This is a genomic window from Aeromonas allosaccharophila (genome assembly GCF_000819685.1).
In the GTDB taxonomy this organism is placed as follows: domain Bacteria; phylum Pseudomonadota; class Gammaproteobacteria; order Enterobacterales; family Aeromonadaceae; genus Aeromonas; species Aeromonas allosaccharophila.
The window spans coordinates 164,351-188,859 of record NZ_CDBR01000005.1 but is presented as its reverse complement, the minus strand read 5'-3'; the positions used below and the strand labels follow the sequence as shown (position 1 = coordinate 188,859).

At 60.9% G+C, this 24,509-nt stretch carries 20 protein-coding genes and 4 tRNA genes; 9 read left to right on the top strand and 15 right to left on the bottom strand.

Annotated elements, in window-relative coordinates; translation table 11 throughout:
- The first annotated feature begins 225 nt into the window (after positions 1-225).
- Positions 226-1,608, top strand: coding sequence for an argininosuccinate lyase (gene argH, locus BN1115_RS01220; RefSeq protein ID WP_042655710.1), 1,383 nt, complete (start codon positions 226-228; stop codon positions 1,606-1,608).
- A gap of 120 nt (positions 1,609-1,728) precedes the next feature.
- A complete protein-coding gene (locus BN1115_RS01215; protein ID WP_042655709.1) occupies positions 1,729-2,364 on the top strand; it encodes an FMN-binding negative transcriptional regulator in 636 nt (211 codons plus the stop codon).
- Between the two features lie 62 nt (positions 2,365-2,426).
- Here the strand turns inward: BN1115_RS01215 and BN1115_RS01210 are convergent, their stop codons facing one another.
- The gene (locus tag BN1115_RS01210) at positions 2,427-2,882 is read right to left on the bottom strand and encodes a hypothetical protein (protein WP_042655708.1); all 456 of its coding nucleotides are present in this window, start codon (positions 2,880-2,882) and stop codon (positions 2,427-2,429) included.
- A 432-nt stretch (positions 2,883-3,314) separates the two neighbouring features.
- Here BN1115_RS01210 and BN1115_RS01205 point away from each other — a divergent pair, with 432 nt between their 5' ends.
- Complete coding sequence (locus BN1115_RS01205) at positions 3,315-4,007, top strand: B3/B4 domain-containing protein (RefSeq protein WP_042655707.1); 693 nt, start codon at positions 3,315-3,317, stop codon at positions 4,005-4,007.
- Between the two features lie 109 nt (positions 4,008-4,116).
- On the opposite strand, the gene BN1115_RS01200 is transcribed toward BN1115_RS01205, so the two are convergent.
- Positions 4,117-4,632, bottom strand: a complete 516-nt coding sequence (locus BN1115_RS01200) for a ClbS/DfsB family four-helix bundle protein (RefSeq protein ID WP_042655706.1) — start codon at positions 4,630-4,632, stop codon at positions 4,117-4,119.
- A gap of 123 nt (positions 4,633-4,755) precedes the next feature.
- Here BN1115_RS01200 and BN1115_RS01195 point away from each other — a divergent pair, with 123 nt between their 5' ends.
- Complete coding sequence (locus BN1115_RS01195) at positions 4,756-5,088, top strand: hypothetical protein (protein ID WP_042655743.1); 333 nt, start codon at positions 4,756-4,758, stop codon at positions 5,086-5,088.
- A gap of 85 nt (positions 5,089-5,173) precedes the next feature.
- Here BN1115_RS01195 and BN1115_RS01190 read toward each other — a convergent pair whose 3' ends face one another.
- From BN1115_RS01190 to plsY, 6 genes are all read right to left on the bottom strand, one after another.
- Positions 5,174-6,346 (bottom strand): CD0519/CD1768 family membrane protein, encoded by a 1,173-nt coding sequence (locus BN1115_RS01190; RefSeq protein WP_042655705.1) that lies wholly within the window; start codon positions 6,344-6,346, stop codon positions 5,174-5,176.
- Between the two features lie 105 nt (positions 6,347-6,451).
- Positions 6,452-6,527, bottom strand: a tRNA-Asn gene (locus BN1115_RS01185).
- 44 nt (positions 6,528-6,571) lie between these two features.
- Positions 6,572-6,647, bottom strand: a tRNA-Phe gene (locus tag BN1115_RS01180).
- A gap of 3 nt (positions 6,648-6,650) precedes the next feature.
- Positions 6,651-6,726: transfer RNA gene (locus BN1115_RS01175), tRNA-Thr, on the bottom strand.
- A 52-nt stretch (positions 6,727-6,778) separates the two neighbouring features.
- Positions 6,779-6,854 (bottom strand) — tRNA-Phe (locus BN1115_RS01170).
- Positions 6,855-6,901: 47 nt separating this feature from the next.
- On the bottom strand, positions 6,902-7,564 hold the full coding sequence (gene plsY / locus BN1115_RS01165) for a glycerol-3-phosphate 1-O-acyltransferase PlsY (RefSeq protein WP_042655704.1): 663 nt from the start codon (positions 7,562-7,564) through the stop codon (positions 6,902-6,904).
- Between the two features lie 157 nt (positions 7,565-7,721).
- Between plsY and folB the strand changes: the two genes are divergently transcribed.
- The 3 genes from folB to BN1115_RS01150 all read left to right on the top strand — a co-directional run bounded on the left by folB (position 7,722) and on the right by BN1115_RS01150 (position 9,189).
- Positions 7,722-8,093: a dihydroneopterin aldolase gene (gene folB, locus BN1115_RS01160; RefSeq protein ID WP_042655703.1), complete on the top strand. Its 372-nt coding sequence runs from the start codon at positions 7,722-7,724 to the stop codon at positions 8,091-8,093.
- On the top strand, positions 8,093-8,602 hold the full coding sequence (gene folK, locus BN1115_RS01155) for a 2-amino-4-hydroxy-6-hydroxymethyldihydropteridine diphosphokinase (protein ID WP_042655702.1): 510 nt from the start codon (positions 8,093-8,095) through the stop codon (positions 8,600-8,602). Before folB ends, folK begins: the two co-directional genes overlap by 1 nt.
- Positions 8,603-8,700: 98 nt before the next feature.
- Complete coding sequence (locus BN1115_RS01150; protein ID WP_042655701.1) at positions 8,701-9,189, top strand: YbaK/EbsC family protein; 489 nt, start codon at positions 8,701-8,703, stop codon at positions 9,187-9,189.
- Here the strand turns inward: BN1115_RS01150 and mdtD are convergent.
- The 4 genes from mdtD to BN1115_RS01130 form a co-directional block, all read right to left on the bottom strand.
- Complete coding sequence (gene mdtD, locus BN1115_RS01145) at positions 9,161-10,573, bottom strand: multidrug transporter subunit MdtD (protein ID WP_042655700.1); 1,413 nt, start codon at positions 10,571-10,573, stop codon at positions 9,161-9,163. The genes BN1115_RS01150 and mdtD overlap by 29 nt on opposite strands.
- 85 nt (positions 10,574-10,658) lie before the next feature.
- Complete coding sequence (locus tag BN1115_RS01140) at positions 10,659-11,786, bottom strand: CobW family GTP-binding protein (protein ID WP_042655699.1); 1,128 nt, start codon at positions 11,784-11,786, stop codon at positions 10,659-10,661.
- 9 nt (positions 11,787-11,795) lie between these two features.
- Positions 11,796-13,190, bottom strand: coding sequence for a D-arabinono-1,4-lactone oxidase (locus BN1115_RS01135; RefSeq protein ID WP_042655698.1), 1,395 nt, complete (start codon positions 13,188-13,190; stop codon positions 11,796-11,798).
- A 243-nt stretch (positions 13,191-13,433) separates the two neighbouring features.
- A complete protein-coding gene (locus tag BN1115_RS01130) occupies positions 13,434-14,357 on the bottom strand; it encodes a LysR family transcriptional regulator (RefSeq protein ID WP_042655697.1) in 924 nt (307 codons plus the stop codon).
- Between the two features lie 176 nt (positions 14,358-14,533).
- On the opposite strand from BN1115_RS01130, the gene BN1115_RS01125 reads away from it, so the two are divergent.
- Entirely contained in the window at positions 14,534-15,283 is a 750-nt protein-coding gene (locus BN1115_RS01125; protein WP_042655696.1) for a 3-oxoacyl-ACP reductase family protein, read from the top strand.
- A gap of 107 nt (positions 15,284-15,390) precedes the next feature.
- Here the strand turns inward: BN1115_RS01125 and BN1115_RS01120 are convergent, their stop codons facing one another.
- The 3 genes from BN1115_RS01120 to BN1115_RS01110 all read right to left on the bottom strand — a co-directional run bounded on the left by BN1115_RS01120 (position 15,391) and on the right by BN1115_RS01110 (position 22,327).
- Entirely contained in the window at positions 15,391-16,962 is a 1,572-nt protein-coding gene (locus BN1115_RS01120) for an EAL domain-containing protein (protein ID WP_042655695.1), read from the bottom strand.
- A gap of 282 nt (positions 16,963-17,244) precedes the next feature.
- Complete coding sequence (gene acnB / locus BN1115_RS01115) at positions 17,245-19,842, bottom strand: bifunctional aconitate hydratase 2/2-methylisocitrate dehydratase (protein WP_042655694.1); 2,598 nt, start codon at positions 19,840-19,842, stop codon at positions 17,245-17,247.
- Between the two features lie 229 nt (positions 19,843-20,071).
- Positions 20,072-22,327 (bottom strand): patatin-like phospholipase family protein, encoded by a 2,256-nt coding sequence (locus BN1115_RS01110; protein WP_042655693.1) that lies wholly within the window; start codon positions 22,325-22,327, stop codon positions 20,072-20,074.
- 235 nt (positions 22,328-22,562) lie between these two features.
- On the opposite strand from BN1115_RS01110, the gene BN1115_RS01105 reads away from it, so the two are divergent.
- On the top strand, positions 22,563-24,473 hold the full coding sequence (locus BN1115_RS01105) for a methyl-accepting chemotaxis protein (RefSeq protein WP_042655692.1): 1,911 nt from the start codon (positions 22,563-22,565) through the stop codon (positions 24,471-24,473).
- Positions 24,474-24,509 lie beyond the last annotated feature (36 nt).

Here is a 24,509-nt window from a genome sequence, read left to right as displayed (position 1 = left end):
GTTGGGGATGAGGGGGGGAAATTGCCCTCACCCTAACCCTCTCCCAGAGGGAGAGGGAATCGGTTCGCAGTTGCTGGATGTGACGTGTTCAACGGTAACCGCACTCCTCACCACTGCACTGTTATGCAGGAAAATACAGGGCAAGATTTCTGCGCGCAGGCCAAGGGGCCGCGCGAGTACGGTAAGGCGCAGACGCCTACCGACAACGCATTCAAGGAGAGCAATATGGCACTTTGGGGTGGACGCTTCAGTCAGGGAGCCGATAGCCGGTTCAAGCAGTTCAACGATTCGCTGCGGTTCGATTACCGCTTGGCGGAGCAGGATATTCAGGGTTCCATGGCCTGGGCCAAAGCGCTGGTGAAAGTGGGCGTATTGACCGCCGATGAGCAGGGCAAACTGCAACAGGCGATGGAGGTGCTGCTCGCTTCGGTGCAACAGGATCCCCAGCAGATCCTGAGCTCGGATGCCGAAGATATCCACTCCTGGGTCGAGAGCCAGCTTATCGCCGCCGTCGGCGATCTCGGCAAGAAGCTACACACCGGCCGCTCGCGCAACGATCAGGTCGCCACCGACCTGAAACTCTGGTGCAAGGCGCAGGGGGAGCTGCTGCTCGGCTCCATCACCGCCCTGCAGCAGGGGCTGGTGGCCTCCGCCCGCGCCAATCAGGCCGCGGTGCTGCCGGGTTACACCCACCTGCAGCGGGCTCAGCCGGTCACCTTCGCCCACTGGGCGCTGGCCTATGTGGAGATGCTGGAGCGGGACTACTCCCGACTGCAGGATGCCCTCAAGCGGCTCGACACCAGCCCGCTCGGCTGCGGCGCGCTGGCGGGCACCGCCTACGCCATCGACCGCGAAGCGCTGGCGCTCGACATGGGCTTTGGTGGCGCCACCCGCAACAGTCTGGATTCGGTCTCCGATCGGGATCACGTGGTGGAGCTGATGCACGTGGCGTCCCTCTCAATGACTCACCTGTCGCGGTTTGCCGAAGATCTCATCTTCTACAACACCGGCGAGGCGGGCTTTGTCGAATTGTCCGATGCGGTGACCTCGGGTTCCTCCCTGATGCCGCAGAAGAAAAACCCCGATGCGCTGGAGCTTATTCGTGGCAAGACCGGTCGGGTGGTCGGCGCCCAGATGGGCATGCTGATGAGCCTCAAGGCGCTGCCGCTGGCCTACAACAAGGATATGCAGGAAGACAAAGAGGGGCTGTTCGATGCCCTCGACACCTGGCACGACTGCCTCGACATGGCGGCGCTGGTGCTGATCGATCTGAAGGTCAATGGCGAGCGCACCATGGCGGCGGCGCAGGGCGGCTACGCCAACGCCACCGAGCTGGCGGACTATCTGGTGGCCAAGGGCATTCCGTTCCGTGAAGCGCACCATATCGTCGGTGAAACCGTGGTCTTCGCCATCAGCGTGGGTCGCCCGCTGGAGGAACTCTCCATCGGCGAATTCCAGCGCTTCAGCCCGGTGATCGAGTTTGACGTCTACCCCAATCTGGAGCTGGAAGCGACCCTCGCCAAGCGAGTCACCAAAGGCGGCGTCGCCCGCGAGCAGGTAGAAGCGGCACTCACCGCCGCCGAAGCCTGGTTGGCCAAGCGCGGCTAATTACCGTTAACGCAGAGAGAGGGCACCAGCCCTCTTTTTTTGCGCCCGAAATGGCTTGTCCCGCTGACGGGATGGCTGTAGTTGTTGAATGGATGTCAGCGCTCGATAGAAGGAATCTGCATGTATCTGCCACCCCATTTCGCCACCGATGACCCCGAGGCCCTGTATCAGCTGATGCGGGCACATCCGCTAGGAGCACTGATCACCCACGGTTCACAGGGGCTGGATGCCAACCATCTGCCATTCGAACTGGACGCGGAGAGTGGGGAGCATGGCGTCCTACGTGCCCATGTCGCCCGCAACAACCCGCTCTGGCAAGAGGTGCGGGATGGGGACAACGTGCTGGTGATCTTCAAGGCTGCCGATGCCTACATCTCTCCCAGCTGGTATCCGAGCAAGCAAGTGCATCACCAGCAGGTGCCGACCTGGAACTACAGCGTGGTACACGCCCACGGCCGAATTCGTATCCACGATGATGCGCGCTTCGTACGCCGCCTGCTGGCAAATCTGACTCGTCATCATGAGGCCGGAGAACCGACCCCATGGAAAATGGCGGATGCGCCGAGAGAATATATGGAAACCATGGTGCAGGCCGTTGTCGGCATTGAAATCGAGATAGAGCGGCTGGTTGGCAAATTCAAACTGGGCCAGAACAAGGATGAAGCGGATCGCCAAGGTGCAGCTCACGCCTTGCACGCTAGAGGGCAGGTAGAAGTAGCCAGCGATATGGAGAACCCGCCATCACCTCGCTCATAACGTGTTAAACCACAAACAGAAACGGCAACCCGAGGTTGCCGTTTTTTATTGCTCACCGCCGTTCAGGCGCTGGCATTGAGCAGTTTGCCGACCCCCTCCCCATTGCCGTTGGGCAGGGTCTGTTTAAAGGCGCCGAGCAGCTGATCGAGATTGAAATCGCTGGCACCGAGGGAGCCCTTGAGGGTATCGAGCTCGCTCTGCAGGGCATCGAGGCGGGTGCTCTGGGTGCCGTTGGCCAACTGGCTACGGGCGCTATCGATGGCGGCAGAGAGGGATTGGCCGCCATTCTCCTGTCCCAGAGTCTGCATCAGCTCACCCATAAAGTGGTTGATGGCCGAGCGGTTCTGCTCGCTGTCGGCATCCTTGATACCGAGCCGCTGGAACATCCCCTGGACGGTCGGGGCTAGGTGCTCCTCCTGTACGGCAGGCTGCACGGGCTGGGGTTTGCTACTGCTGCCAAGCAGCTGGCTGCCCAGCTTGAGGGCGATTGAGGCAAGGGGAAGCAGGGTACTGATCATGATATCTCTCCGCGACGGCAGCCCTTGGTGGTGATGTGAGAAGGTGTGCATAAGCGGGGCCAGAACGATGAAAAAAACGCCAACAATAGCCAACTCATTGAGCCGTCGAGCGATTTGAATCGCTGCCTCGTGTCTGGGCATGACCATTGCGAGTATCAGGAGGGAGCCGGGCGGCCAGCGGCTGCCGCTGCGGATCAGCGAGGCAAAGGGGCATTGCCGGAGCAAACCGGAAGCGGCGGGATGTCCTTATTCTCCACACCAGCCATCCCCGCGATCACGCCATTTTTCATTCATGAAACTTATAACCATTAAGAACATGTAAATTTTCTTATTTAACATGTTCGCGCATGATGGCTCTCAAACCGGATTTGCCGTTGCCGCTATGCTGTCCGGCAGCCGCTCCCTCTCGCCTCTTTCGATTCTGGAGTCGTTATGTCACTGATTACCCCTCATATCTCCCCCGAAGTCAGCCAACTGGCCCCCGGCTTTCGCGCCCTGAGTATCACGGTGCAAGCCGCGACCGTGGTTGACCCGAACGTGGGGGCGCGCGCCCTTGATGAAGCCTGCACCGCCATGCTGACCGCCGATGTGCCGTGGGCCGAGGCGCACCTCGCCGCCTGGGGCGATCTGTTCAGAACGTTCGGCGCCAAGCCGCAGCGGACTCCCTGTTCCGCCGAGGCCCTGAGAAAACGGGTCGCCCGCGATGGCAACCTGCCCACCATCGATCCCGTGGTCGATCTCTACAATGCCATCAGCATCCGCTACGCCATTCCGGTCGGGGGCGAAAACCTGCGCGCCTATGAGGGGCTGCCGCGACTGGTGGTGGCCGATGGCAGCGAGCAGTTCGATACCATGAAAGGGGGCGAACCCGCCCACGAATCTCCGGAACCCGGCGAGGTGGTCTGGCGGGATGACAAGGGGGTCACCTGTCGGCGCTGGAACTGGCGGCAGGGGGTGCGCACCCGACTAAGTGTCGATTCGGGCCAGATGTGGTTCATTCTGGAGAGCCTGCCCGAGATGCCGCTGGCCGCCTTGCAGGAGGCAGGCGAGCGGCTGATTGCAGGACTGCGGAAGATGATGCCGGAGGCGGTGATCGCGCAGAGCCTTATCGGCCATATCGAATAAACCGCAGACCAGACGAGTTTAATCAGCAGATACAGAGAGGGGCGCCGCAGCGCCCCTCTCTTTCATCCTGTCAGGCCAGCAGCATGGCCACATGCCGCTTTGGGGGCATTCATACCCGAATACCGATCCCCTTCAGCCACTTGCGCAGCCGCCCGTTGGCGTTGAGATAGGGGGAGGCGCTATTGAACTGGATCATCCGCCCGAGCGTCCACTTCTCATACCAGAGGCTGCCATACAGTTGGTTATCGCTGCGCGCCTCAACCAGTTCGATGATGCGCCCTCTGGCGGCCGCCAACCGCTGCAACAATGCCTGATAGCTGAGCCCTTCGTAATCCCGATAGAAGGTTTTAGCCAGCCTGCCCAGCTCGTTCCACTTAAAACCGGTCTCGGGAAAATCAACCGGTAGACCCGCCTCATCCCGCTCGATCCACTTGATCAGCAGTTCGTTCCAGCCAATAAGGTAGGCCAGCAGATTGGCGACGCTCATGGTGGTTCCCTTGCTGTGCCCTGCCAGGGTCGGCTCCCGCACCCGGCTCTCGGGGACGGCCTGCAACGCCTTGAACAGCTTGCCGAAATTGGTATCGATCGCGAGCAGCAGCTCGGCTTTGTTTTGCGGAATTCCCATTGATCCCCCCCGCTTGCGGCGCAGCCGAGGCGATTGCCGCAGCCAAGACAGCGCGCTACGCTAACTCTCTTCCATTCTGTGCAGCTCACCCAGTGCAGGCCAACCATCACGGCAAGATCGGCAATAAATCAACTAATCGGCTATATCAGGGCCATTCATCGACAGGCGAGCCCCGTCACCCTCACCCGCCAAGAGAGTGAACACTATAGCGAGCATGATGAGAGCGGCACTGTGATCCGGCACCAGATAACCACCAGCTGGTTTGCCAATGGGGTCGTCATCCGCCAGCAAACCGAGCAGGACGAAGCGCCATCGCAGCAGCTTTGCGCCGAGTGCTGGATCAGCTATCGGGTCATCGCCAGTCCCATCCCCATCACTCCGGCCAGCAAGCTGTTTCACAACCACTGTCAGGAGCGATTCTGGTTGAAGGTGCAGGGCATCACGCCACAAGGGTGATTGGTATGCCCGTGAACAGAACCGGCAGGGAGAAATGCAAAGAGGCTCCGAAGAGCCTCTTTTTGTATCCGTATCTGAACCCTGCTCAGCCCAGCAGCATATAGAGCTGGTGAGCGGCCACCCCGGCACACAGGCCGCCGATGGTGTGGGCGACAATGGCGCGGGAGGTGAGGTGGCGATAGCCGAGGGCATCAAGCATGGCAGTATGGGTGCTCAGGAAGCCGCTCCAGCACATCCCCATGGCGGTAAACACCGCGACCTCGTTACCGGTGATCCACCCCTTGGCGATAAAGGGAGGCACCAGCGACATGGCGGCACCGACCGCACCGAGCGAGGTGGCCGGGAAGGCGACCAGCTCCGGCTGCTTGAAACCAAACAGCAGGTCAAACAGCCAGCTTACCTTGGCAGCCAGCACCGGCAGCAGGGCAACCCCCTGGAATGCTTCACCGGTATACCCCTTGTCACCCGGGCCGAAGGTCAGCAGCATCACGAAGGTGCTGATGATCAGCACCCCGGGGATCACCGCCATCCCCAGCTCCACGCCGGATTTGCCACCATCGAGCAGGGAGTTGAGGATCCGCAGCCAGCCGGGAGCGGCCTCTTTGGTCACCCCGACCTTGGGGCCGTTGCCCGCTGGTTGCTCATCGATCAGCACTTCCCCCACCAAGGGGCGGATCATCCGCTGCATCAGTCGGGTAGAGACCACCGAGCCGACCAGAGCGCCGAGTAACCCGATCAGTGCCGCGCTGGCGGTGGATTCACCGCTCGGCAGCTGCAGGGTGGCCATAAAAGTGACCACGATCAGCCCCATGCCAAAGGCGGTGCCGAAGTTGGTCAGCGACACCAGCTGCCAGGGGGTAAAGCCTTTGCGAAAGCGGCTGTCCTTGGCGAGGCTGATCACCGCCGGGTTGTCGGAGAAGAAAGTCATCAGCGCCGCCAGCGCGGTGCGACCGGGCAGACGAAACACCGGCTTCATCAGCGGGGCCAGCAGTACCTCCAGCAGACGGATCACCCCGAACTCGCTCAAGAGCTGGCTCAGGGCACCAGAGAGCACCGTGATCCCCATGATAAAGAGCACTGTATTGAGCAGCAGCTGGTGGGCGGTGTTGAACAGGGTATTGACCATGGCCGAGAGGCCCATCTGGCTGCCGAGGTAACCGAACAGGCTGCCGAGAATAAGCAGCACCAGCACCGGCTCCAGCCAGTCCCGAATGGCGGCAAGTCGCCCCTTTGACTCTATAACTACATGATTTTCCATATCTATCCTGCGGTTCATCTGTGCGTGTGTGGTTGTTTTTATGGTTGTAAACGGGCTGGGCCCAATAGAAAAAAGCCCTTGTCTTGCGACAAGGGCTTTTTGAATTGGCTCCTCCTACTGGACTTGAACCAGTGACATACGGATTAACAGTCCGCCGTTCTACCGACTGAACTAAGGAGGAATTGTACTTCGGAGACCAGATATCGCTATCTCATCAACCTTAATTGGTGCCCAGAGACGGAATCGAACCGCCGACACGGGGATTTTCAATCCCCTGCTCTACCGACTGAGCTATCTGGGCAAATGGTGCCGGCTACCGGAATCGAACTGGTGACCTACTGATTACAAGTCAGTTGCTCTACCTACTGAGCTAAGCCGGCACACTTTAAACCATTGTGCATGAACAGATTTTTTATTTCATGGCACCAAAATTGGTGCCCAGAGACGGAATCGAACCGCCGACACGGGGATTTTCAATCCCCTGCTCTACCGACTGAGCTATCTGGGCGTGGGCGCTATTAAACGGATTTTAAGCCGGATGGTCAACGGGAAATTTCACTTTTTGTCTCGTTCGTCTCTTTTTTGCGCAACATCGCCCATTTCTGCCACTTCATCGGCACAGGCCACGCGTTTTCGCCCCCAGACTCTGGGTTCCTCTCCCTTGAGCAGGCGGGAGATGTTCTCGTGATGGCGGATCAGGATAAGGCAGGAGAGCAGCGAGACTGGCAGGGTGTATTCGGGTTTGAGCAGGTAGGTAAAGAGCGGCGTCAGCAGCACGGTAATGATGGAGGCCAGCGAGGAGTAGCCGCTCACCAGCAGCACCAGCAGCCAGGTGCCAATCACGGCGCCCCCCATGGTGAAGCCGATGGGCATCATGGTCCCCAGAGCGGTGGCGACCCCTTTGCCACCGCGAAAATGAAAGAAGATGGGATATATATGGCCGAGGCAGGCGGCGACCCCGATAAAGCCGAGGTAGACGGGTTTGATCTGCAGATACCAGGCGAGATAGACGGGCACAGTGCCCTTGAGCACATCGAGCAGCAGCACCACCAGCGCCGCCATCCGGCCACCGAGGCGCAGCACATTGGTTGCCCCCGGATTGTGGGAGCCATGATCCCGCGGGTCGGGCAGACCGGTGCAGCGGGAGACCAGCACAGCACTGGATAGTGAACCACCCAGGTAGGCCAGAATAATCATCAAAATCGTCAGGGCCGTCATCTTGGTCGTTTTTACCACGATATGAATGGGGTATGATGCGGGCCACATACGCTGGCATGGGCCCATGCCCACCCAGAGCGCCTCGGCAAGCCTGTTGCCCGGCCAGCATCCCTGCGCTGTCATCACAGCCCATCAAGAGTAAAGAAGAAGTACAGTCATGGACAAGGTGTTTATTCGCGGACTCGAAGTTTTGACCACCATCGGTGTATATGAGTGGGAGAAGGGCATTCGCCAAAAGCTCCGTTTTGACCTCGAGATGGGGTTCGACAACCGCCCCGCGGCAGCAACCGACGACATCAATCTGGCATTGGATTATGCCGACCTCTCCAACAAGATTTGCGAGCATGTCACCGGCAAGGTGGTCGAGCTGGTCGAGACCATGGCCGAACAGGTAGCCATGCTGGTGCTGGATGACGAGCGGGTGCAGTGGGTCAAGGTGACCCTCACCAAACCGGGCGCCGTGCCCAATGCCGCTGGTGTCGGCGTCGAGATCCTGCGCCATCGCACCCCGGCCGCGAGCAGCAACTGATGACCACCATCTATATCAGCATGGGTTCCAACATCGAGCGGGATCACCATATCCGCGCCGGACTCGATGCCCTGCACGCCGAATTTGGCGAGTTGCGGGTCTCCCGGGTATTCGAGAGCGAGGCGGTCGGCTTCAACGGCCGCCCCTTCTACAACCTGGTGGCCGCTGCCGAGACTGACCTGCCGCTGGCCACCGTCTGCCAGCGACTGCGGGCCATGGAGTTCGCCCACGGCCGCGAGCCGGATGCCAAGAAGTTCGCCCCGCGCACCCTGGATCTCGATCTGCTGCTCTATGGCGATCTGGTCTGCGACACCCCGCTGGTGCTGCCGCGCGGTGAAGTGCTCACCAACGCCTTCGTGCTGTGGCCGCTGGCCGAGCTGGCCCCCGCACTGCGCCACCCCGTCGATGGCCGCACCGTGGGCGAGCTGTGGCAGGCTTATGACAAGGCCTCCCAACAGCTGTGCCCCATCCCCTTTCATTGGGAAGCGTGCGAATTGCAGCATCACTGATCGACAAGGGCGCCTCACGGCGCCCTTGTCGTTTATAGCGAAATAAGAGGGCCCGGCCCTGCGGGCTGGCAGGGTAGCGCCCACTACAGGAGAACCAGATGCCACTCGATACCATTCACCATTTCAACTGCCAGCTGCTGGCCGCACTGCCCCACCAACGCTATGAGCACGAGCCGATCCTCGACTACGCCACCGACGAACGGGTCAAGGCCCGCCTCGGCTGGCAGGCGGAGTTCAGCAAGACCCTGTTTCTCAAGTTCAAGGATGGCCGCTTCGCCCTGCTGCTGACCCACAGGGACGGGCGACTCGACAACAAGGCGGTCAAAGCTGCGCTCGGTGCCAAACCCTCCATCTGCACCGCCGAGGAGATGCAGACGGCGATCGGCTGTCTGCCGGGGGCGGTCTGTCCCTTCCTGCCGCGCGCCGATATTCCGCTACTGGTGGATCCGCAACTGCTCAGCCACGCCGCCTTCACCTGGACCCCGGGCCACCCGGAGCAGACCTTTCTGCTGGCGACCGAGCATCTGGCGGAAGTGCTGGCGCAGCTCCCCTGCGAGGTCAGCTATCTGCCCGCGCCGACGGCGTAGCGCCATCGCGCGCCAGCTGGGCGAAGATCAGTGCCGCCAGCATGGAGAGCAGCCCGACACAGAGGTAGGTGAGGTGAAAGCCCCCCAGCCACTGCCCATTGGCCGCTGACGATCCCGCCGAGAAGAGCCCGAGCAGGCTGGCGGCAATCGCCACCCCCAAACTCATAGAGAGCTGCATCACCACCGAGAGCAGACCGTTGCCGCTGCTGGCCAGGGTCGGGCTGAGATCTTGTAGCGTGAGAGTGTTCATGGCGGAGAACTGCAGCGAGTTGATGGCGCCGAAGATCGCCAGCCAGCCCAGCAAGACCCCATAGGGGAGCTGGTTGTCGATAAAGTAGAAACTGGCGATCATCGCCCCCAGCAGCAGGGTGTTGCCGATCAGAATGCGGCGATAACCCACCTTGGGGATAAGCTTGTTCACCAGCGTCTTGGTCAGCATGGCGCCAATCACTGTGGGGATCATGGTCATCCCCGCCTTACTCGGTGAAAAGCCGAGCCCCAGTTGCAAGAAGAGCGGCGTGAGAAATGGCATGGAACCGCTGCCGAGGCGGGCAAACAGGTTGCCCCAGATGCCGATGGCGAAGCTGGATGTTTTGAACAGCTTCAAGCTAAACAGCGGCTGCTCCGCATTGGCAGCATAGAGCCAGTAACTCGCCATCGCCGCCAGCCCGAAGATCAGCGCAAACAGCGCCCAACCGGTAGCGATGCTGTGCTCCCCCAGCCCTTGCAAACCGACCGACACCAGCACCATGCCGACACTGAACATCACGAACCCTTGCCAGTCGAACCGGGCAGTCTGCTGCCGCAGCTCCGGCATAAAGTGCCAGCTGGCGATAAAGCCGAGCAGCCCCACCGGCAGGTTGATGAGAAACACCCAGTGCCAGCTCGCCACTTCCACCAGCCAGCCACCGAGCGCCGGCCCCATCAGCGGGCCGAGCAGCCCCGGGATGGTGACAAACGACATCACCCGCAACAGCTCGTGCTTGTCATAGACCCGCAGCACCGCCAACCGCCCCACCGGCATCAGCAGGGCGCCGCCAATCCCCTGCAACACACGGGCTGCCACCAACATGGGAAGGGAGTTGGAGGCGGCGCAGGCGATTGATCCCAGGGTAAAGAGCGAGATGGCGGCCAGATAGATGCGGCGGGTACCGAATCTGTCCGCCAGCCAGCCGGAGGCCGGGATCAGCAGCGCCACCGTCAACATGTAGGCAATGATCACCGACTGCATCTGCAGCGGGCTCTCCCCCAGGGTCTCGGCCATGCTGGGCAGGGCGGTGTTGAGAATGGTGCCATCCAGCGCCTGCATAAAGAAACCGACCGCCGCCAGCAGGGGCAGCCACTTGCGCTGGGCAGGAGTCACCCTCTGTGAATGTTCTGACATAACCGCCACCCTCCTCTCTCGCATCGCTTGCATAAAAAGAGACCCGCACTCGTTGGGTTACAACGGGGCGGGTCACGTTGGCCTGTCAGGCGTCCGGTTGGCCGAGCATGGCTTTGAGCCGCTCTTCCAGGGTGGGCTCGGGGGCCTTGAGGGTCGCCATAAAGAGTTGCTCTATTCCCGCCTTGTCCTGACTTTTCACGATAAACACCAGTCGGGACTGGGCCTTGCCCTCCGGCCAGTCGCCCAATGCCTGCAACGGATAGAGCTGACCGTGGACGCCGTGGATCACCACCGGCTGGCTCTCCCCTTCCAGCTGCAAGATCCCCTTGAGCCGCAGCAGGGCATCGCCATATTGGGCCTGCACCGCATCGATGGCGGCCAACAGGCGAGAGGGCTTGAGCGGCTCACCGATACGCAAAGAGAAACTCTCGATGTTGCCGTGCTCGAAATGGGTAGGCGCAGCTGTACCCACCTTGGCGGCGAACGGTTGCATCTTCGGCTGCATCGGTGACGCCAGCCCCTGCTTGGGGGATTCGGTGCGCAGCCAGGCCAGCAGTTGGCGCACATCGCGCCCCGCCGCTTCGTTGTAGGCACCGAGCTTCTCCAGCACCGCTGGCGACAGTTCGCCATTGGTCACCTGCTGGATAGGAGCCGCCGGGTTGAGGGCGGCCAATTGGGCCTCGACGCGCGCCAGCTGTTCGTCCTCCACCAGATCCCCCTTGCTCACCACCAGCAGATCCGCCAGCGCCACCTGCTTCACCGCTTCATACTGGACCGCCAGCTGCTGTTCGATATGGCCAGCATCCACGACTGTGACGGTGCCATCGAAGCGGTAGCGCTGAGCGATAAAGCCCTCTTCCCTCAACGTGAACAGCACGGGGGCCGGATCGGCGAGGCCAGTGGTTTCGATAATGAGCCGCTTGAACGGTTTGATCTTGCGCTGGATGGCCTTCATAAACAGTCCCTGCAGCGCCTCCACCAGAGAGCCCTGCACCGAGCAGCAGATGCAGCCGGAGTCGAGCAGCATCACCTGCTCATCCACCTGCTGCACCAGATGGTGATCCAGCCCCACCGAGCCGAACTCGTTGATCAGTACCGCACACTCACCGAGCTCCGGCTGCTTGACCCAGTGGTTGAGCAGAGTTGTCTTGCCGCTACCGAGAAAGCCGGTCAGCAGGGTCACAGGGATACGGGTATCTTGCATATCGGTCATGTCGAGTCCTTACCGGTTGGCAAACAGGTCGCTGAGCCAGCGGTTTTCAAAGCGGCCATGGGGGTCGAGCTCGGCTTTCAACGCCACAAAGTCGTTCCAGCGTGGCAGCAGGGCCGGGAAGTCGTAGAGATCCATCGCCAGATGTTTGCCGAAATGGGGAATGCCACCGAGCGGCACCAGCAGTTGCTGCAGCTCGCGCATCTGCTCCATGGAGCCGTTGACGAAGGTGCCGTCCGCCGCCAGATAGACCAGAAAACCGATCCAGCAGACCGACTGGCCATGGGCTGCGCTGAGCCAGGCCTCGGAGGGACCTGTGCAGCGCAGGATAAAGGGGTAGTGCAACACGCCCGGGTTGACCTGTTGCCACGCCTGCAGGGTCTCCAGCGCCTCGTTCATGCGATGCAGCGGCACCGCTACTTCGCAGTTGATCTGGGGCGCCGGGATCCCCTTGCAGAGGATCTGGTAGACGTTGCCCACCAGATCGGAGGCATCCTTGAAGCGACGCACCGTCTCGAAGTGCTCGCCGGCCAGCGCCTCATCCTTGGTGTCTTTCGCCATCTTCTGCAGGGTGGCATCAATGGTGGCGTTCATGCGGGCGTCGATATCGCCATCCAGCAGCAGCGGCTCGCTGCCGCCAGCACGATAACGGGCCACCTCGTCATCGGAGGCGGGATCCACCAGCCAGATGTGGCTCTCGCCGGTCCAGGCAAACCACCAGCTCTTCACAAAGCCGTGCTCGCGGTTGAGCCGCTCGTTGTGTTCCAGCAGGAAGGGGTAATCGGTGGTGAACTTGGTGCAACGCATGATGCGATTCGGCACGGTACGCAAGGTGACGTCGAGCAGGATGCCGAGCATCCCCATCCCCATCACGAAGGCGCCGAAGCGCGGGTCACTGCGATCCACCCGGATGATGTCGCCATTGGCCAGCATCACCGTCAGGGCCTCCACCGCATCGCACAGGGCTGACTGATGCAGCCCCTGGCCGTGGGTGCCGGTGCTGAGCGCGCCGCCCAGGGTCTGGATGCCGATAACACCGGGGGATGCGGGCAGCATCCGCTCCATGGCGATCAGCTCGGCATAGACGGTATCGAGCGGCGTCCCCGCCTGATAGGTGACGGTATCGGCGGTCTGAGCCAACTGGCCACGCAGGTGGTGCAAATCCACCAGCAGCGCCTGACTGCCTTCGGCATAGACGCTGTGAATGGGTTCAAAAGAGAGGCCGGAGCCGATAAGGCGCAGCTTGCGCTCGGGATGTCCCCGCAGCAGCGCTTGCAACTGGTCACGGGTTTTCGGGCGCCACACCTGATCCAGCGCCCCGAGGGGATTGGTTCTCGACCAGTTGAACAGCACCTCCCGATTACCGATCGCCTTGATGCTGTGAAATGCCTGGAACTGAACCGTCATACCGCGCCTCATCTGACTTCTAAATGAGCGGCAATTCTACCGAAAAGCGAGTCACAAGGCATGGAAAACAAGCCCCTGTACTCGAGAGGGAATAGCGGGGGAAAGACTCTCCAGCATCTGTTGGCGGGAGTGTTGGGTCTGCGCCATGCCAACCCCCACCAGACCGCCTGGCCATCCCTGGCCGCATCGCCCGCACGGCAGTGTTGGCCTCCGGGACCTCACGATAACCGGAGGTAACCTGACTCAGGTGGCCCGAAAACCACTACCACGCTCTTGCGCCGCCTGCAACAAGGCATCGACCACGATACGCACCTTGAGCGGCATGTGCTGACTCCTGGCCCAGATAACATTGATCGGCATCTCGCCACCAGACTGGTCATTGAGCACACAGACCAGCGATCCCGTATCCAGCAGCTCCCTGACCAGCCAGGTCGGTACCTGAACCAGCCCAAGACCAGCCAGCGCCGCTGCTCGTACGGCTTCGCCATCCCCCATCTCGTAGCGTACCGGGATATCGTAATCTTCCATTTTCCCCGCCCCGTTGCGGAGCAGCCAGCTATGACGATGTCCAGAGCGCCAGTCGATGATGCAGTCGTGCCGTGACAACTCATCCGGGGTCAGGGGCACCCCACGCCGTGCCAGATAGGCGGGCGCCCCGCAGATGACCAGCTGCTGCTCCCCCAGGCGGCGAGCAACGAGATCGGCCTGATCTTCCAGCGCGCCAATCCGCACCACCAGATCGATGTTGGCCTCAATGAGATCAACCTTGCGCTCGTTGAAGCTCACCGACAGATCCAGCTGTGGATGCTTGCCCGCCAGTTCCAGCAGGATCGGCAGCACATGCCTGCGGCCAAACGCAGCGGGCAGATCGATGCGCACGCGCCCCGACGGGCTCTGCTTTCCCGATGCAAAGCTCTGTTCCGTCTCCTCCAGCACCTGGATGGCCTGGAGACAGCTGGCCAGATATGCCTCCCCCTCCAGGGTCAGGCTCACCCGACGGGTTGTTCTGTGCAACAGCTTGACCCCCAGTCGCGCCTCCAGCCGCACTATGCTCTTGCTCAACGCCGAACCGGTCAGCCCCAGCGCCAATGCGGCGGCGGTAAAACTGCCCGACTGCGCCACGGCGACAAAGTGTCTGACGCTCAGAAAAGGGTCCTGCTCTGCCATCGACTCGGTCCTTGAGGGAAATAGAGATTGGAATAATAGCTACTTAATCAATTCCAAGGAATCAATCACACTGTAAACAGGTTCATTCAACGCCATCCCTGGCTTGAGGTGGCCCAGAGAGCCTTAAGTTCCCGGCTCGCTCAGACGTTGCATTATCACCAGACAGGAGAGACCAGATGTTGACCGTTAAACCCCTCAGTGGACAAGTTGCCTTCGTACAAGGTGGTTCGCGCGGCATTGGCGCCGCCATTGTAAAACGCCTCGCTCGCGACGGTGCCACCGTGGCCTTCACCTACGTTTCCTCGACCAGCAAGGCAGAGGAGATAGTCGCGACCATCACAGCCGCTGGCGGCAAGGCGCTGGCCATCCGGGCCGACAGCGCAGATGCCGTGGCTGTACAGCACGCCATCCGCCAAACCGTCACTACCTTTGGTCGACTGGACATTCTGGTCAACAACGCCGGGGTGCTGGTATGGGGCAACATTGAAGAGCTGGCCCTGGACGATCTCGATCGCACCCTGGCGGTCAACATCCGCAGCGTGTTCGTGGCCTGTCAGGAGGCGGCGCACCACATGAGTACTGGGGGGCGCATCATCAACATCGGCAGCACCAATGCCGATCGCATCCCTATGGCGGGAGGGGCTGTCTACGCCATGAGCAAATCGGCACTGGTCGGCTTGACCAAGGGCATGGCACGGGATCTGGGCCCACGGGGCATCACGGTGAACAACGTGCAGCCAGGCCCGGTCGATACCGATATGAACCCGGCTGACGGGGAATCGGCGGCGCAGCTCAAGGGGATGATAGCGCTGGCCCGTTACGGCAAGGATGAGGAGATCGCCAGCTTCGTCGCCTATCTGGCAGGGCCCGAAGCGGGCTATATCACCGGCGCCAGCCTGACTATTGATGGCGGTTTCTCTGCCTGACCCTTGGTTTTAGGCTACACAAAAAAGCCCCTGCGCTTGCCGGGGCTTGATAACAGGGCAAGTTGCGGCGGCACAGGTCGCTATGCGGCCACAGTGGCAAGGCGGGTTCAGGCTGGCTCAAGCCGCTCCTCGACTGGCGAGGCCTCCTGCGCCAGCAGCTCCTCGCAAAACTGGCGCAACGGCATCGGGCGGGCAAACAGGTAACCCTGCAGATAATCTACCCCCTTGGCCCTGAGGTAATCAGCCTGACGTTCGGTCTCCACCCCTTCCGCCACCAGCGCCAGTCCGAGTCGGGTGGCCAGGTCGATCACGTTGTCCACGATATGTTCCGAGAGCGACTCGGTGCCGATGCGGGCGATAAAGGACTTGTCGATCTTGAGGTAATCCACATGAAACTGCTGCAGGTAAGCCAGGCTGGAGTGGCCAGTGCCGAAGTCGTCGATGGCCAGTTTGACCCCCATCTCGTCCAGCTGGCGAAACAGGGAGAGCGTCTGGGGATCGGACATCAGCAGCTCCCGCTCGGTCAGCTCCAGCACCAGAACTACCTTGCCCGGAGCAAAGCGGCCGAGGAAGGTGCGGCACTCGGCCAGCAGGGCAAAATCGTGGCAATGGGCCGCGCTGATGTTGAAGCTGATATGAAAGCCATCGGGCAACTGCGCCTGAACCCGATTCAACCGTGTAGCTACCAGCTTCATGATATGGGTGGTCATGGGGACGATCAGTCCCGACTCTTCCGCTTGCGGGATAAAGAGGTCGGGCCGGATCACCCCTTCATTGGCATGTTGCCAGCGCATCAGCACCTCTGCCCCCATCATCTTGCCATCGTGGCTGGCAATCTGCGGCTGCAGATAGGGAACAAACTCCTTGGCTCGCAAGGCGCGTCGCAGCTCATCCGTTGGCGAGCCGGGGCGCCCCAGCACCCACCACACCAGCCAGGCCAGCAGCGTAGAGGTTGCGGCCAACCACAGCAGCGCCTGATGCCTGGCGTCCCACAGCGATTTCCAGTAGATCGGCATGGCATAACCGGCGTGAATGGTGAAAGGATAATGGGATGAGCCGAGGGCGAGACTGGTTCTGCGATGCAGGGTGGGCGCTTCATTGAGATAGCGGCCCGACGCGTCGAGCCAGGCTGACCCCACCTGCAGATAGAGGGCGCTGGACTTGCCACTCAGAGAGAGCATGAAGCTGAGCTGGGTGCTGTCGATGGCGCTTAATGCAGCATTCCTGCCCTGTTCGGTTCGCACCACTATCAACGGGTGATTCTGCCGCACCCGATTGCCACTCATCAGCAACAGCTTGTTGCCGGTATAGATCGACCTGTCATCGGCATCACTCACCGCGCCGAACAGGGAGGTACAGCTGATGATGCCGTCGCGCACCAGATTGACCGAACGCAGAAAGGGCTCGATGGCCACCTTTTTGCGCAATACCAGCAGGTTCTCGTCACAGGGCGCATTGACCAGTGGCAATACCGAGCGATTGGCCTGCTCCGCATGATCCAGCATCGCCTCCAGCAGGGTTCTGGCCTTGTGGGCCGAGGCGCTGGAGTCCGCTTTCAGATCCTGCATATAGTTGCTGTGGATGATCCAGCCGCCCGCCATTAGTGGCAGGACGAAGACCAGCAAGGCGCCGCCGAAGCGTAACCGGGTTCGGGAAAGATCGATCCTGAACAAAAACATAAAGAACCACGCCGCAATTCGTCAGGCCTGCCAACGCAAGCACCCAGTGAACAGATATCCACTTTCCCTCGATAACGATGCCCCATCATTACCGCTCATATAGCCGTACAACATAACGCAAAGCGTTTATAAAACGAACCACCTGACAAGTGGTTGGATCTCTCTAGCAAAGATCATGCAAACCATCCCCAAAAAAATCAATGAAGAGCACATAAATGAATAATGCCGCGTAGATACGCGGCATTATTGGCTTTTAATTGCGCCAAATGCGCAATAACTCAGTTACACAGCTTGCTGCAGGATCACCGCATCGGCCTTCTTGGTGTAGGAGGCGATCTCGTTGAAGTTGAGGTAGCGGTAAGTATCTGCCGCTGTGGCATCGAGCGCCTTGGCGTATTGCAGGTACTCAGCCACAGTCGGGATCTTGCCGAGGATGGCGGCAACGGCTGCCAGCTCTGCAGAGGCCAGGTAGACGTTGGCACCTTTACCCAGACGGTTCGGGAAGTTACGGGTGGAAGTAGAGACCACGGAGGCCCCTTCCGCAACCCGAGCCTGGTTACCCATGCAGAGGGAACAACCCGGGATCTCGATGCGGGCACCGACGCGACCAAAGATGCCGTAGTAGCCCTCTTCGGTCAGCTGATCCTTGTCCATCTTGGTGGGCGGCGCGATCCACATGCGAGTCGGCAGCTCGCCCTGATACTTCTCGAGCAGTTTGCCGGCGGCGCGGAAGTGACCGATGTTGGTCATGCAGGAGCCAATGAACACCTCGTCGATCTTGTCGCCGGCCACGGTGCTGAGCAGACGGGCATCGTCCGGATCGTTCGGCGCACAGAGGATCGGCTCCTTGATGGAGGCCAGATCGATCTCGATGATCTCGGCGTATTCGGCATCCTTGTCCGCTTCCAGCAGGGTCGGGTTGGCCAGCCACTCTTCCATCCCCTTGATACGACGGGTAATGGTGCGCACGTCGCCGTAGCCTTCGGAGAGCATCCATTTCAGCATCACGATGTTGGACTTCAGATACTCGATGATCGGCTCTTTATCCAGCTTGATGGTGCAACCGGCCGCGGAACGCTCGGCGCTGGCGTCAGCCAGTTCGAACGCCTGCTCCACCTTCAGGGTCGGCAGACCTTCAATTTCGAGGATGCGGCCGGAGAAGATGTTCTTCTTGCCCGCTTTCTCGACGGTCAGCAGCCCTTTCTGGATGGCGGCGTAAGGGATGGCATGAACCAGATCACGCAGGGTGATGCCCGGTTGCAGCTCGCCCTTGAAGCGCACCAGCACGGATTCCGGCATATCCAGCGGCATCACGCCAGTGGCGGCGGCGAAGGCCACCAGACCGGAGCCCGCCGGGAAGGAGATGCCGATAGGGAAACGGGTGTGGGAGTCACCACCGGTACCCACGGTATCCGGCAGCAGCATGCGGTTCAGCCAGGAGTGGATGACGCCGTCACCCGGACGCAGGCTCACACCGCCGCGGTTCATGATGAAGTCCGGCAGGGTGTGGTGAGTCTGCACATCGATGGGCTTGGGATAGGCTGCGGTGTGGCAGAAGGACTGCATGGTCAGGTCGGCAGAGAAGCCGAGGCAGGCCAGATCTTTCAGCTCGTCGCGGGTCATCGGGCCCGTGGTGTCCTGGGAGCCGACAGTGGTCATCTTGGGCTCGCAGTAGGTGCCGGGGCGAATGCCCTGCACGCCGCACGCCTTGCCCACCATCTTCTGGGCCAGGGTGAAGCCTTTGCCAGTATCGGCCACCGGCTGCGGGCGACGGAACACGGTGGAGAACGGCAGACCGAGCGCCTCGCGGGCCTTGTCAGTCAGGCCGCGACCGATGATCAGCGGGATACGGCCACCGGCGCGCACTTCGTCGATCAGCACGTCGGTTTTCAGTTCAAACTGCGCCAGCACCTGATCGGTGCCGTGCTTGCAGATCTTGCCGGCAAAGGGATAGATGTCGATCACATCGCCCATCTCCAGCTTGGAGACATCCACTTCGATAGGCAGTGCGCCGGCATCTTCCATGGTGTTGAAGAAGATCGGGGCAATCTTGCCGCCGAGGCAGACACCGCCAGCGCGCTTGTTCGGCACGAACGGAATGTCGTCACCCATAAACCAGAGCACCGAGTTGGTGGCGGATTTACGGGAAGAGCCGGTACCGACCACGTCACCCACATAAGCCAGCGGGAAGCCTTTCTCTTTCAGGGCATCGATGGTCTTGATGGGGCCGACGGCGCCATCCTTGTCAGGGGTGATGCCGGGGCGGGCGTTTTTCAGCATCGCCAGGGCGTGCAGCGGAATGTCGGGGCGGGACCAGGCATCCGGCGCCGGAGAGAGGTCGTCGGTGTTGGTTTCGCCGGTCACCTTGAACACGGTGACGGTGATCTTCTCGGCCAGCTCCGGGCGGGAGAGGAACCACTCGGCATCGGCCCAGGATTGCATCACCTGTTTGGCGTGGGCATTGCCCGCCTTGGCCTTCTCTTCCACATCGTGGAAGGAGTCAAACATCAGCAGGGTGTGGGAGAGCCCCTTGGCGGCAAGCGGCGCCAGCGTGGCGTGGTCCAGCAGGTCGATCAGCGGTTGGATGTTGTAACCACCCTGCATGGTGCCCAGCAGCTCAACGGCTTGCGCGGCAGTCAGGATGGGAGAGTGGGCTTCGCCCTTGGCGACGGCAGTGAGGAAACCGGCTTTGACATACGCAGCTTCATCAACACCGGGGGGAATACGGGAGGACAACAGCTCTTTCAGAAAATCTTCTTCACCAGCGGGCGGGTTCTTGAGCAGTTCGACCAGGGCGGCGACCTGCTCTGCATCCAGAGGTTTGGCAACCACGCCCTCGGCGGCACGTTCTGCGACGTGTTTACGGTATGTTTCAAGCACGACTAATTCCTCTTTGGTCTTTTTTTGGGGTTCGCCCAGGCTCGCGGCGATCGTCCTTGCGGGACACCCCGTAGGGTGCTCCCCACTATATAAGTTTTAACGACTAATTAAAATCCAAACCCTGTTTACTTATTCACCACAAAATCGTAACCAATTAAACGGACTGGTATTTTTTGAAAATTAATTGGCCAGCACCAACCAGAGTTAACAAATTGGCATCAATTCGGCATTATTCGAACGTACTGCCCAATTGCAGATAGAAGACGTCATTGCCCCCCTCCGCCATGCCGTAGCCGAGGAACACCGGGCCGAGGAAGCTCTCCACCCCGACATACACAGAACCGGCGGTAAACGAGCTCTCCAGACTGATATCCGCCCCCTTGTTCCAGACGCCGCCCTGCTCCAGAGATCCACCGAGATAGAGCGGCACCTTGAGGGCGCCGAAGTCGTTGTCTGCCACCCGATAGATGTAGCGCAGGCCGCCAAACAGGCTGTAACGACCGCTCAGCTGGTAGCGCTGGAAACCGGAGAGGTGGAACAGCCCCCCCAGATCCTGGATATAGAGCGGGATGCTCTCTTCACTGCCCGAGCCACCACCATCGAGGATCAGGTTGAGGCTATGTCTGTCCCAGGACCAGGGTTTGACCATGGAGAGACGATAGTTCCACCCCTCGCTACGGGAGGCCTGAAAACCGTCCCCATCCAGATTGACGTGGGAGTAGCCCATCTTCACATCCCATTTGACCCCCTGGTAGGGGAAATAGCTGCTGTCCAGGGTGTCGTGTTCGAAGCGGGCATAGGGCCCCCATGCCGTGGCATCCCCTTGCAGCTCTTTGACGTTCTTGATCTCGATACTGCCTGTCTGCCCTTCCAGCCCCATCGACAGGCGACTCCAGGGCTGACGATTCCAGCCTACCGCCAGATCGGCGCTGAAGAAGGAGTACTCGGTATCGAGATAGGTGAACAGCGGATCGTCCGGGTCCGGGTTGAAGAGGCTTCTCTGGGTCTGGTCATAGGCCAGGCTCGCTTCGCCATAGAAGGTCTGGGAGGGTTCCAGCGGGGTATAGAAGTCGGTCTTGATATGCTTGGCAGTGCCAAGCGACGCCTCGGTCAACCACTCGGCCCCCCAGTCATTGACGTTGGTGAGGGTATAGGACATGCCGACGTTGTAGTTGGAGGTGTTCTCGAAGTCGTCGGAGAAGCCGAACTGGAAGTTGAGGTAACCCGGCCCCCAGTTCTTCTCGCTGGCATCCACCACCAGCACGTTCTCCCCGTCGCGCTCCTCCACCTCATAGGTGATGCGATCGAAGGACTCCAGCGCATAGAGCCGGCGAATACCCGCCTCCAGGCTCTCGTTGGTCTGGATCTTGTCCGGCCGCACTTTCAGCATGGCGCGCACCGTCTCGTCGGAGAGGCGCGACTTGTTGATGATCTCCACCTTGTCGATGAAGTAGGCGGGCTGACCGCTGCGCTCGGCACGGCGGCTCAGCTTCTGGTTGCGATAGGCGTTGTACTGCGCCTTGGTGAGCGACAGCCGGTCGAGTTGCAGCGACGCCTTGTCCGCCGCCGCTTCACCCAACTTGATCCCCTCCGGCATCCGGGTAAAGTCGGCGATCCCCATATCGCCAAACTCGGGGGCGAGCAGGATATCCTTGGGCCCCATCAGCGCCTTCTGCTTGTCGGTGCCGACCTGGGTCATATAGGTAGTGAGTTGGTCAATCATCGCCAACCCTGACTTGAGGGATTCACGGGTGCGCAGCTTGGCGCTGATATCCACCGCGATCACCACGTCGGCCCCCATCGCCTTGGCGACATCCACCGGCATGTTGTTGACGCTGCCCCCATCCGCCAGGATGTGGCCCTCCCACTCCACCGGCTTGAGCGCGCCGGGGATCGACATGGAAGCCTGCATCGCCTTGGCCAGACTACCGTGATCCAGCACGAAAGACGTCACCGTCTCCATGTCGGTCGCCATGGCGCGGTAGGGGATCGGCAGATCGTCGAAACTCTCCTGCACCGGCAGGTTGGAGGTGGCCCCCCGCAGCAGGCTGGCCATGGATTGGCCCTGAAAGAAACCGTCCGGTAGCTGGGTGGTGTCGCCATTCACCCCGATGTCGGTGCGCAGCTGATACTGTTCATTCTGCTGCTTCTTGCGCAGGGAGAGCTCGTCACGACCGACCTTGTCCTGATACCCCTTGTTCCAGTCGATGGCGAGCGTCATGCGCTCCACCTCCTCGGCACTGAGCCCCATGGCGTACATGCCCGCCACATAGGAGCCCATGCTGGTACCGACGATGATGTCGACCGGGATCCGTTTCTGCTCCAGCACCTTGAGAATGCCGATATGGGCCGACCCCTTGGCACCGCCGCCGCTGAGCACCACCGCAATTTTCGGGCGATCCCCTGCTGCCGCCATGGCCAGCAGCGGGCAGGCCGCCAGCATCACCAAAAGCAGACGGGTCCATCCCGCACCTAAGCTGCGCATCATATTTTCCATATTATTCAGAGGGTCAGTCACCAAGGATGGCCTCTACTATAAGGGGCCGGGCAGTTAGCGCAACCGTCAATCCGCATCCCGAATGGCCTGCACGCCGGAGGAGCGAGCCGCCGCCGCTGTGAGCGCAAACGTAATCTGCAAATAAAGGGTCACCAGCCTCATGGGCGGGGCTGCGCTGCCGCTAATATGAGAGTCGTCAATCCTCAACCTTTTGAGCACCTTTATGCTGGCAACCCTCACGCTTAAACAGAAAATACTGGCTACGGTCACCCTGGCGGTGGTCGTCTCCTGCCTGCTGGTGGGCTACTTCAGTCAACGCTCGGCCCAGCAGCTGATCGAAAACCGGATGTTCGAACAGGAGCTGCCCAACCTGACCCAACGGATCAGCAAGGAGATCGAGCAGGATCTCCACGGTATCGCCCAGGCAGCCCGTCAACTGGCCACCGACCGCTTCATTCTCGACTGGGTGGATCGGGGCATGCCCAAAGAGCAGGAGCCGATCCTCATCAACCAGCTCAAGGATGTGGCCAACCAGTATGGTCTGGTGACCGCCTCCTTCGCCGATCGCCAGAGTGCCGCCTACTACAACCAGGATGGCTTTCTGCGCAACCTGACCCCCACGCAAGACGCCTGGTTCTATGACTACACCAAGAGCCAGAAGGAGATGACCCTCAGCATCTTCCGCGAGAGCAACGGCGAGGTGAAGCTGTTCGTCAACTTCCAGCAGCTCAATGGTCGCGGGCTGGCGGGCTTTGCCAAATCCCTCGATACCATGGTGACCATGGTCTCCAACTTCCGGCTGGAAGAGAGCGGCATCGTCTTTATGGTCGATGGCAGCGGCAAGGTGAAGCTGCACCCCGAGGCCAACCGCATCGAACGCGATACCCTGGGCGGCATCGCCAGCGGTGATACCGGCAGCCTGCTGGCCAAACGCCCCTTTGCCGTCATCAACGCCGAGGTGAATGGCGAGCCCATGGTACTGGCCAGCAGCTATATCCCGTTGCTCGACTGGTATCTGGTGGCCCAGGTACCGCAAGCCGAGATCTATGCCGAGCTGGATCAGACCCGCAACGAGATCCTGATGATCTCGCTGGTGATTGCGCTGGCCATGGGACTGATGGGGATGCTGCTGGCTGGCTCGGTCAGTCGCCCGCTCAACGAGCTGGCTCGCCTGTTCAAGGAGCTGGGCAGCGGCGATGGGGATCTCACCCAGCGCCTCAAGGTGGAGGGGCGTGACGAACTGAGTCAGGTCGCCACCGGCTTCAACAACTTCGTAGCCAAGATCCACGGCTCCATCGAGCAGGTGGCAGAGAACTCCCGCCAGCTCGCCGATACCGCCAACGAGGTGGCCAACAAGGCGCAGCTGACCCAGCACAACTGTACCGCCCAGCGTGACCGCACTGTGCAGGTGGCTACCGCCATCCACGAGATGGGTGCCACGGTGAGCGAGATCGCCGGTAACGCTTCGCTGGCAGCCGAAGTCGCCAGACAGGCCAACGATCAGGCCGATGCGGGGGCTGTGGTGGTAGCGCAGGCGCGCCACGGCATCGTCGGCCTCTCCGGCGAGATTGAGCAGGTGGCCGGGGTGATCGAGTCGCTGGCGAGCCAGACCGACTCCATCGGCAGCATCCTCGAAACCATCCGCAGTATCTCGGAGCAGACCAACCTGCTGGCACTGAACGCCGCTATCGAGGCCGCTCGCGCCGGTGAGCAGGGTCGCGGCTTCGCCGTGGTGGCGGATGAGGTGCGCAATCTGGCCAACCGCTCCGCCGCCTCGACCGCCGAAATCCAGGGGATGATCAACCGCTTGCAGGAGCAGAGTGCCCGTGCGGTCAGCGCCATGGCACAGGGGCGTAACCAGAGTCTGGAGGTGGTGAACCAGGCTGATGAGGCCAACGCCGCCCTCGGCCAGATCACCGCCCACATCACCCAGATCAACGACATGAATATCCAGGTCGCCACCGCCACCGAGGAGCAGTCGAGCGTGGTCGGCGAGATCAACCGCAACGTGGAAGATATCAACCAGCTCACCATGGAGACCGCCGATATCGCCCACCAGCTGACTGAGTCCAGCCGCAGCCTGCAGCAGCTCTCCGGTCAACTCGACAAGCTGGTCGGCAACTTCCGTCTGTAGTCTGTCATCCCACTCCTGAAGACTCACCAGAGGGCG

Bases quoted from the DNA above. Each gene is read 5' to 3' on its own strand.
- argH (WP_042655710.1), top strand. From the start codon at position 226: ATGGCACTTTGGGGTGGACGCTTCAGTCAGGGAGCCGATAGCCGGTTC.
- BN1115_RS01215 (WP_042655709.1), top strand. From the start codon at position 1,729: ATGTATCTGCCACCCCATTTCGCCACCGATGACCCCGAGGCCCTGTAT.
- BN1115_RS01210 (WP_042655708.1), bottom strand. From the start codon at position 2,882: ATGATCAGTACCCTGCTTCCCCTTGCCTCAATCGCCCTCAAGCTGGGC.
- BN1115_RS01205 (WP_042655707.1), top strand. From the start codon at position 3,315: ATGTCACTGATTACCCCTCATATCTCCCCCGAAGTCAGCCAACTGGCC.
- BN1115_RS01200 (WP_042655706.1), bottom strand. From the start codon at position 4,632: ATGGGAATTCCGCAAAACAAAGCCGAGCTGCTGCTCGCGATCGATACC.
- BN1115_RS01190 (WP_042655705.1), bottom strand. From the start codon at position 6,346: ATGGAAAATCATGTAGTTATAGAGTCAAAGGGGCGACTTGCCGCCATT.
- plsY (WP_042655704.1), bottom strand. From the start codon at position 7,564: ATGACGGCCCTGACGATTTTGATGATTATTCTGGCCTACCTGGGTGGT.
- folB (WP_042655703.1), top strand. From the start codon at position 7,722: ATGGACAAGGTGTTTATTCGCGGACTCGAAGTTTTGACCACCATCGGT.
- folK (WP_042655702.1), top strand. From the start codon at position 8,093: ATGACCACCATCTATATCAGCATGGGTTCCAACATCGAGCGGGATCAC.
- BN1115_RS01150 (WP_042655701.1), top strand. From the start codon at position 8,701: ATGCCACTCGATACCATTCACCATTTCAACTGCCAGCTGCTGGCCGCA.
- mdtD (WP_042655700.1), bottom strand. From the start codon at position 10,573: ATGTCAGAACATTCACAGAGGGTGACTCCTGCCCAGCGCAAGTGGCTG.
- BN1115_RS01140 (WP_042655699.1), bottom strand. From the start codon at position 11,786: ATGACCGATATGCAAGATACCCGTATCCCTGTGACCCTGCTGACCGGC.
- BN1115_RS01135 (WP_042655698.1), bottom strand. From the start codon at position 13,190: ATGACGGTTCAGTTCCAGGCATTTCACAGCATCAAGGCGATCGGTAAT.
- BN1115_RS01130 (WP_042655697.1), bottom strand. From the start codon at position 14,357: ATGGCAGAGCAGGACCCTTTTCTGAGCGTCAGACACTTTGTCGCCGTG.
- BN1115_RS01125 (WP_042655696.1), top strand. From the start codon at position 14,534: ATGTTGACCGTTAAACCCCTCAGTGGACAAGTTGCCTTCGTACAAGGT.
- BN1115_RS01120 (WP_042655695.1), bottom strand. From the start codon at position 16,962: ATGTTTTTGTTCAGGATCGATCTTTCCCGAACCCGGTTACGCTTCGGC.
- BN1115_RS01110 (WP_042655693.1), bottom strand. From the start codon at position 22,327: ATGCGCAGCTTAGGTGCGGGATGGACCCGTCTGCTTTTGGTGATGCTG.
- BN1115_RS01105 (WP_042655692.1), top strand. From the start codon at position 22,563: ATGCTGGCAACCCTCACGCTTAAACAGAAAATACTGGCTACGGTCACC.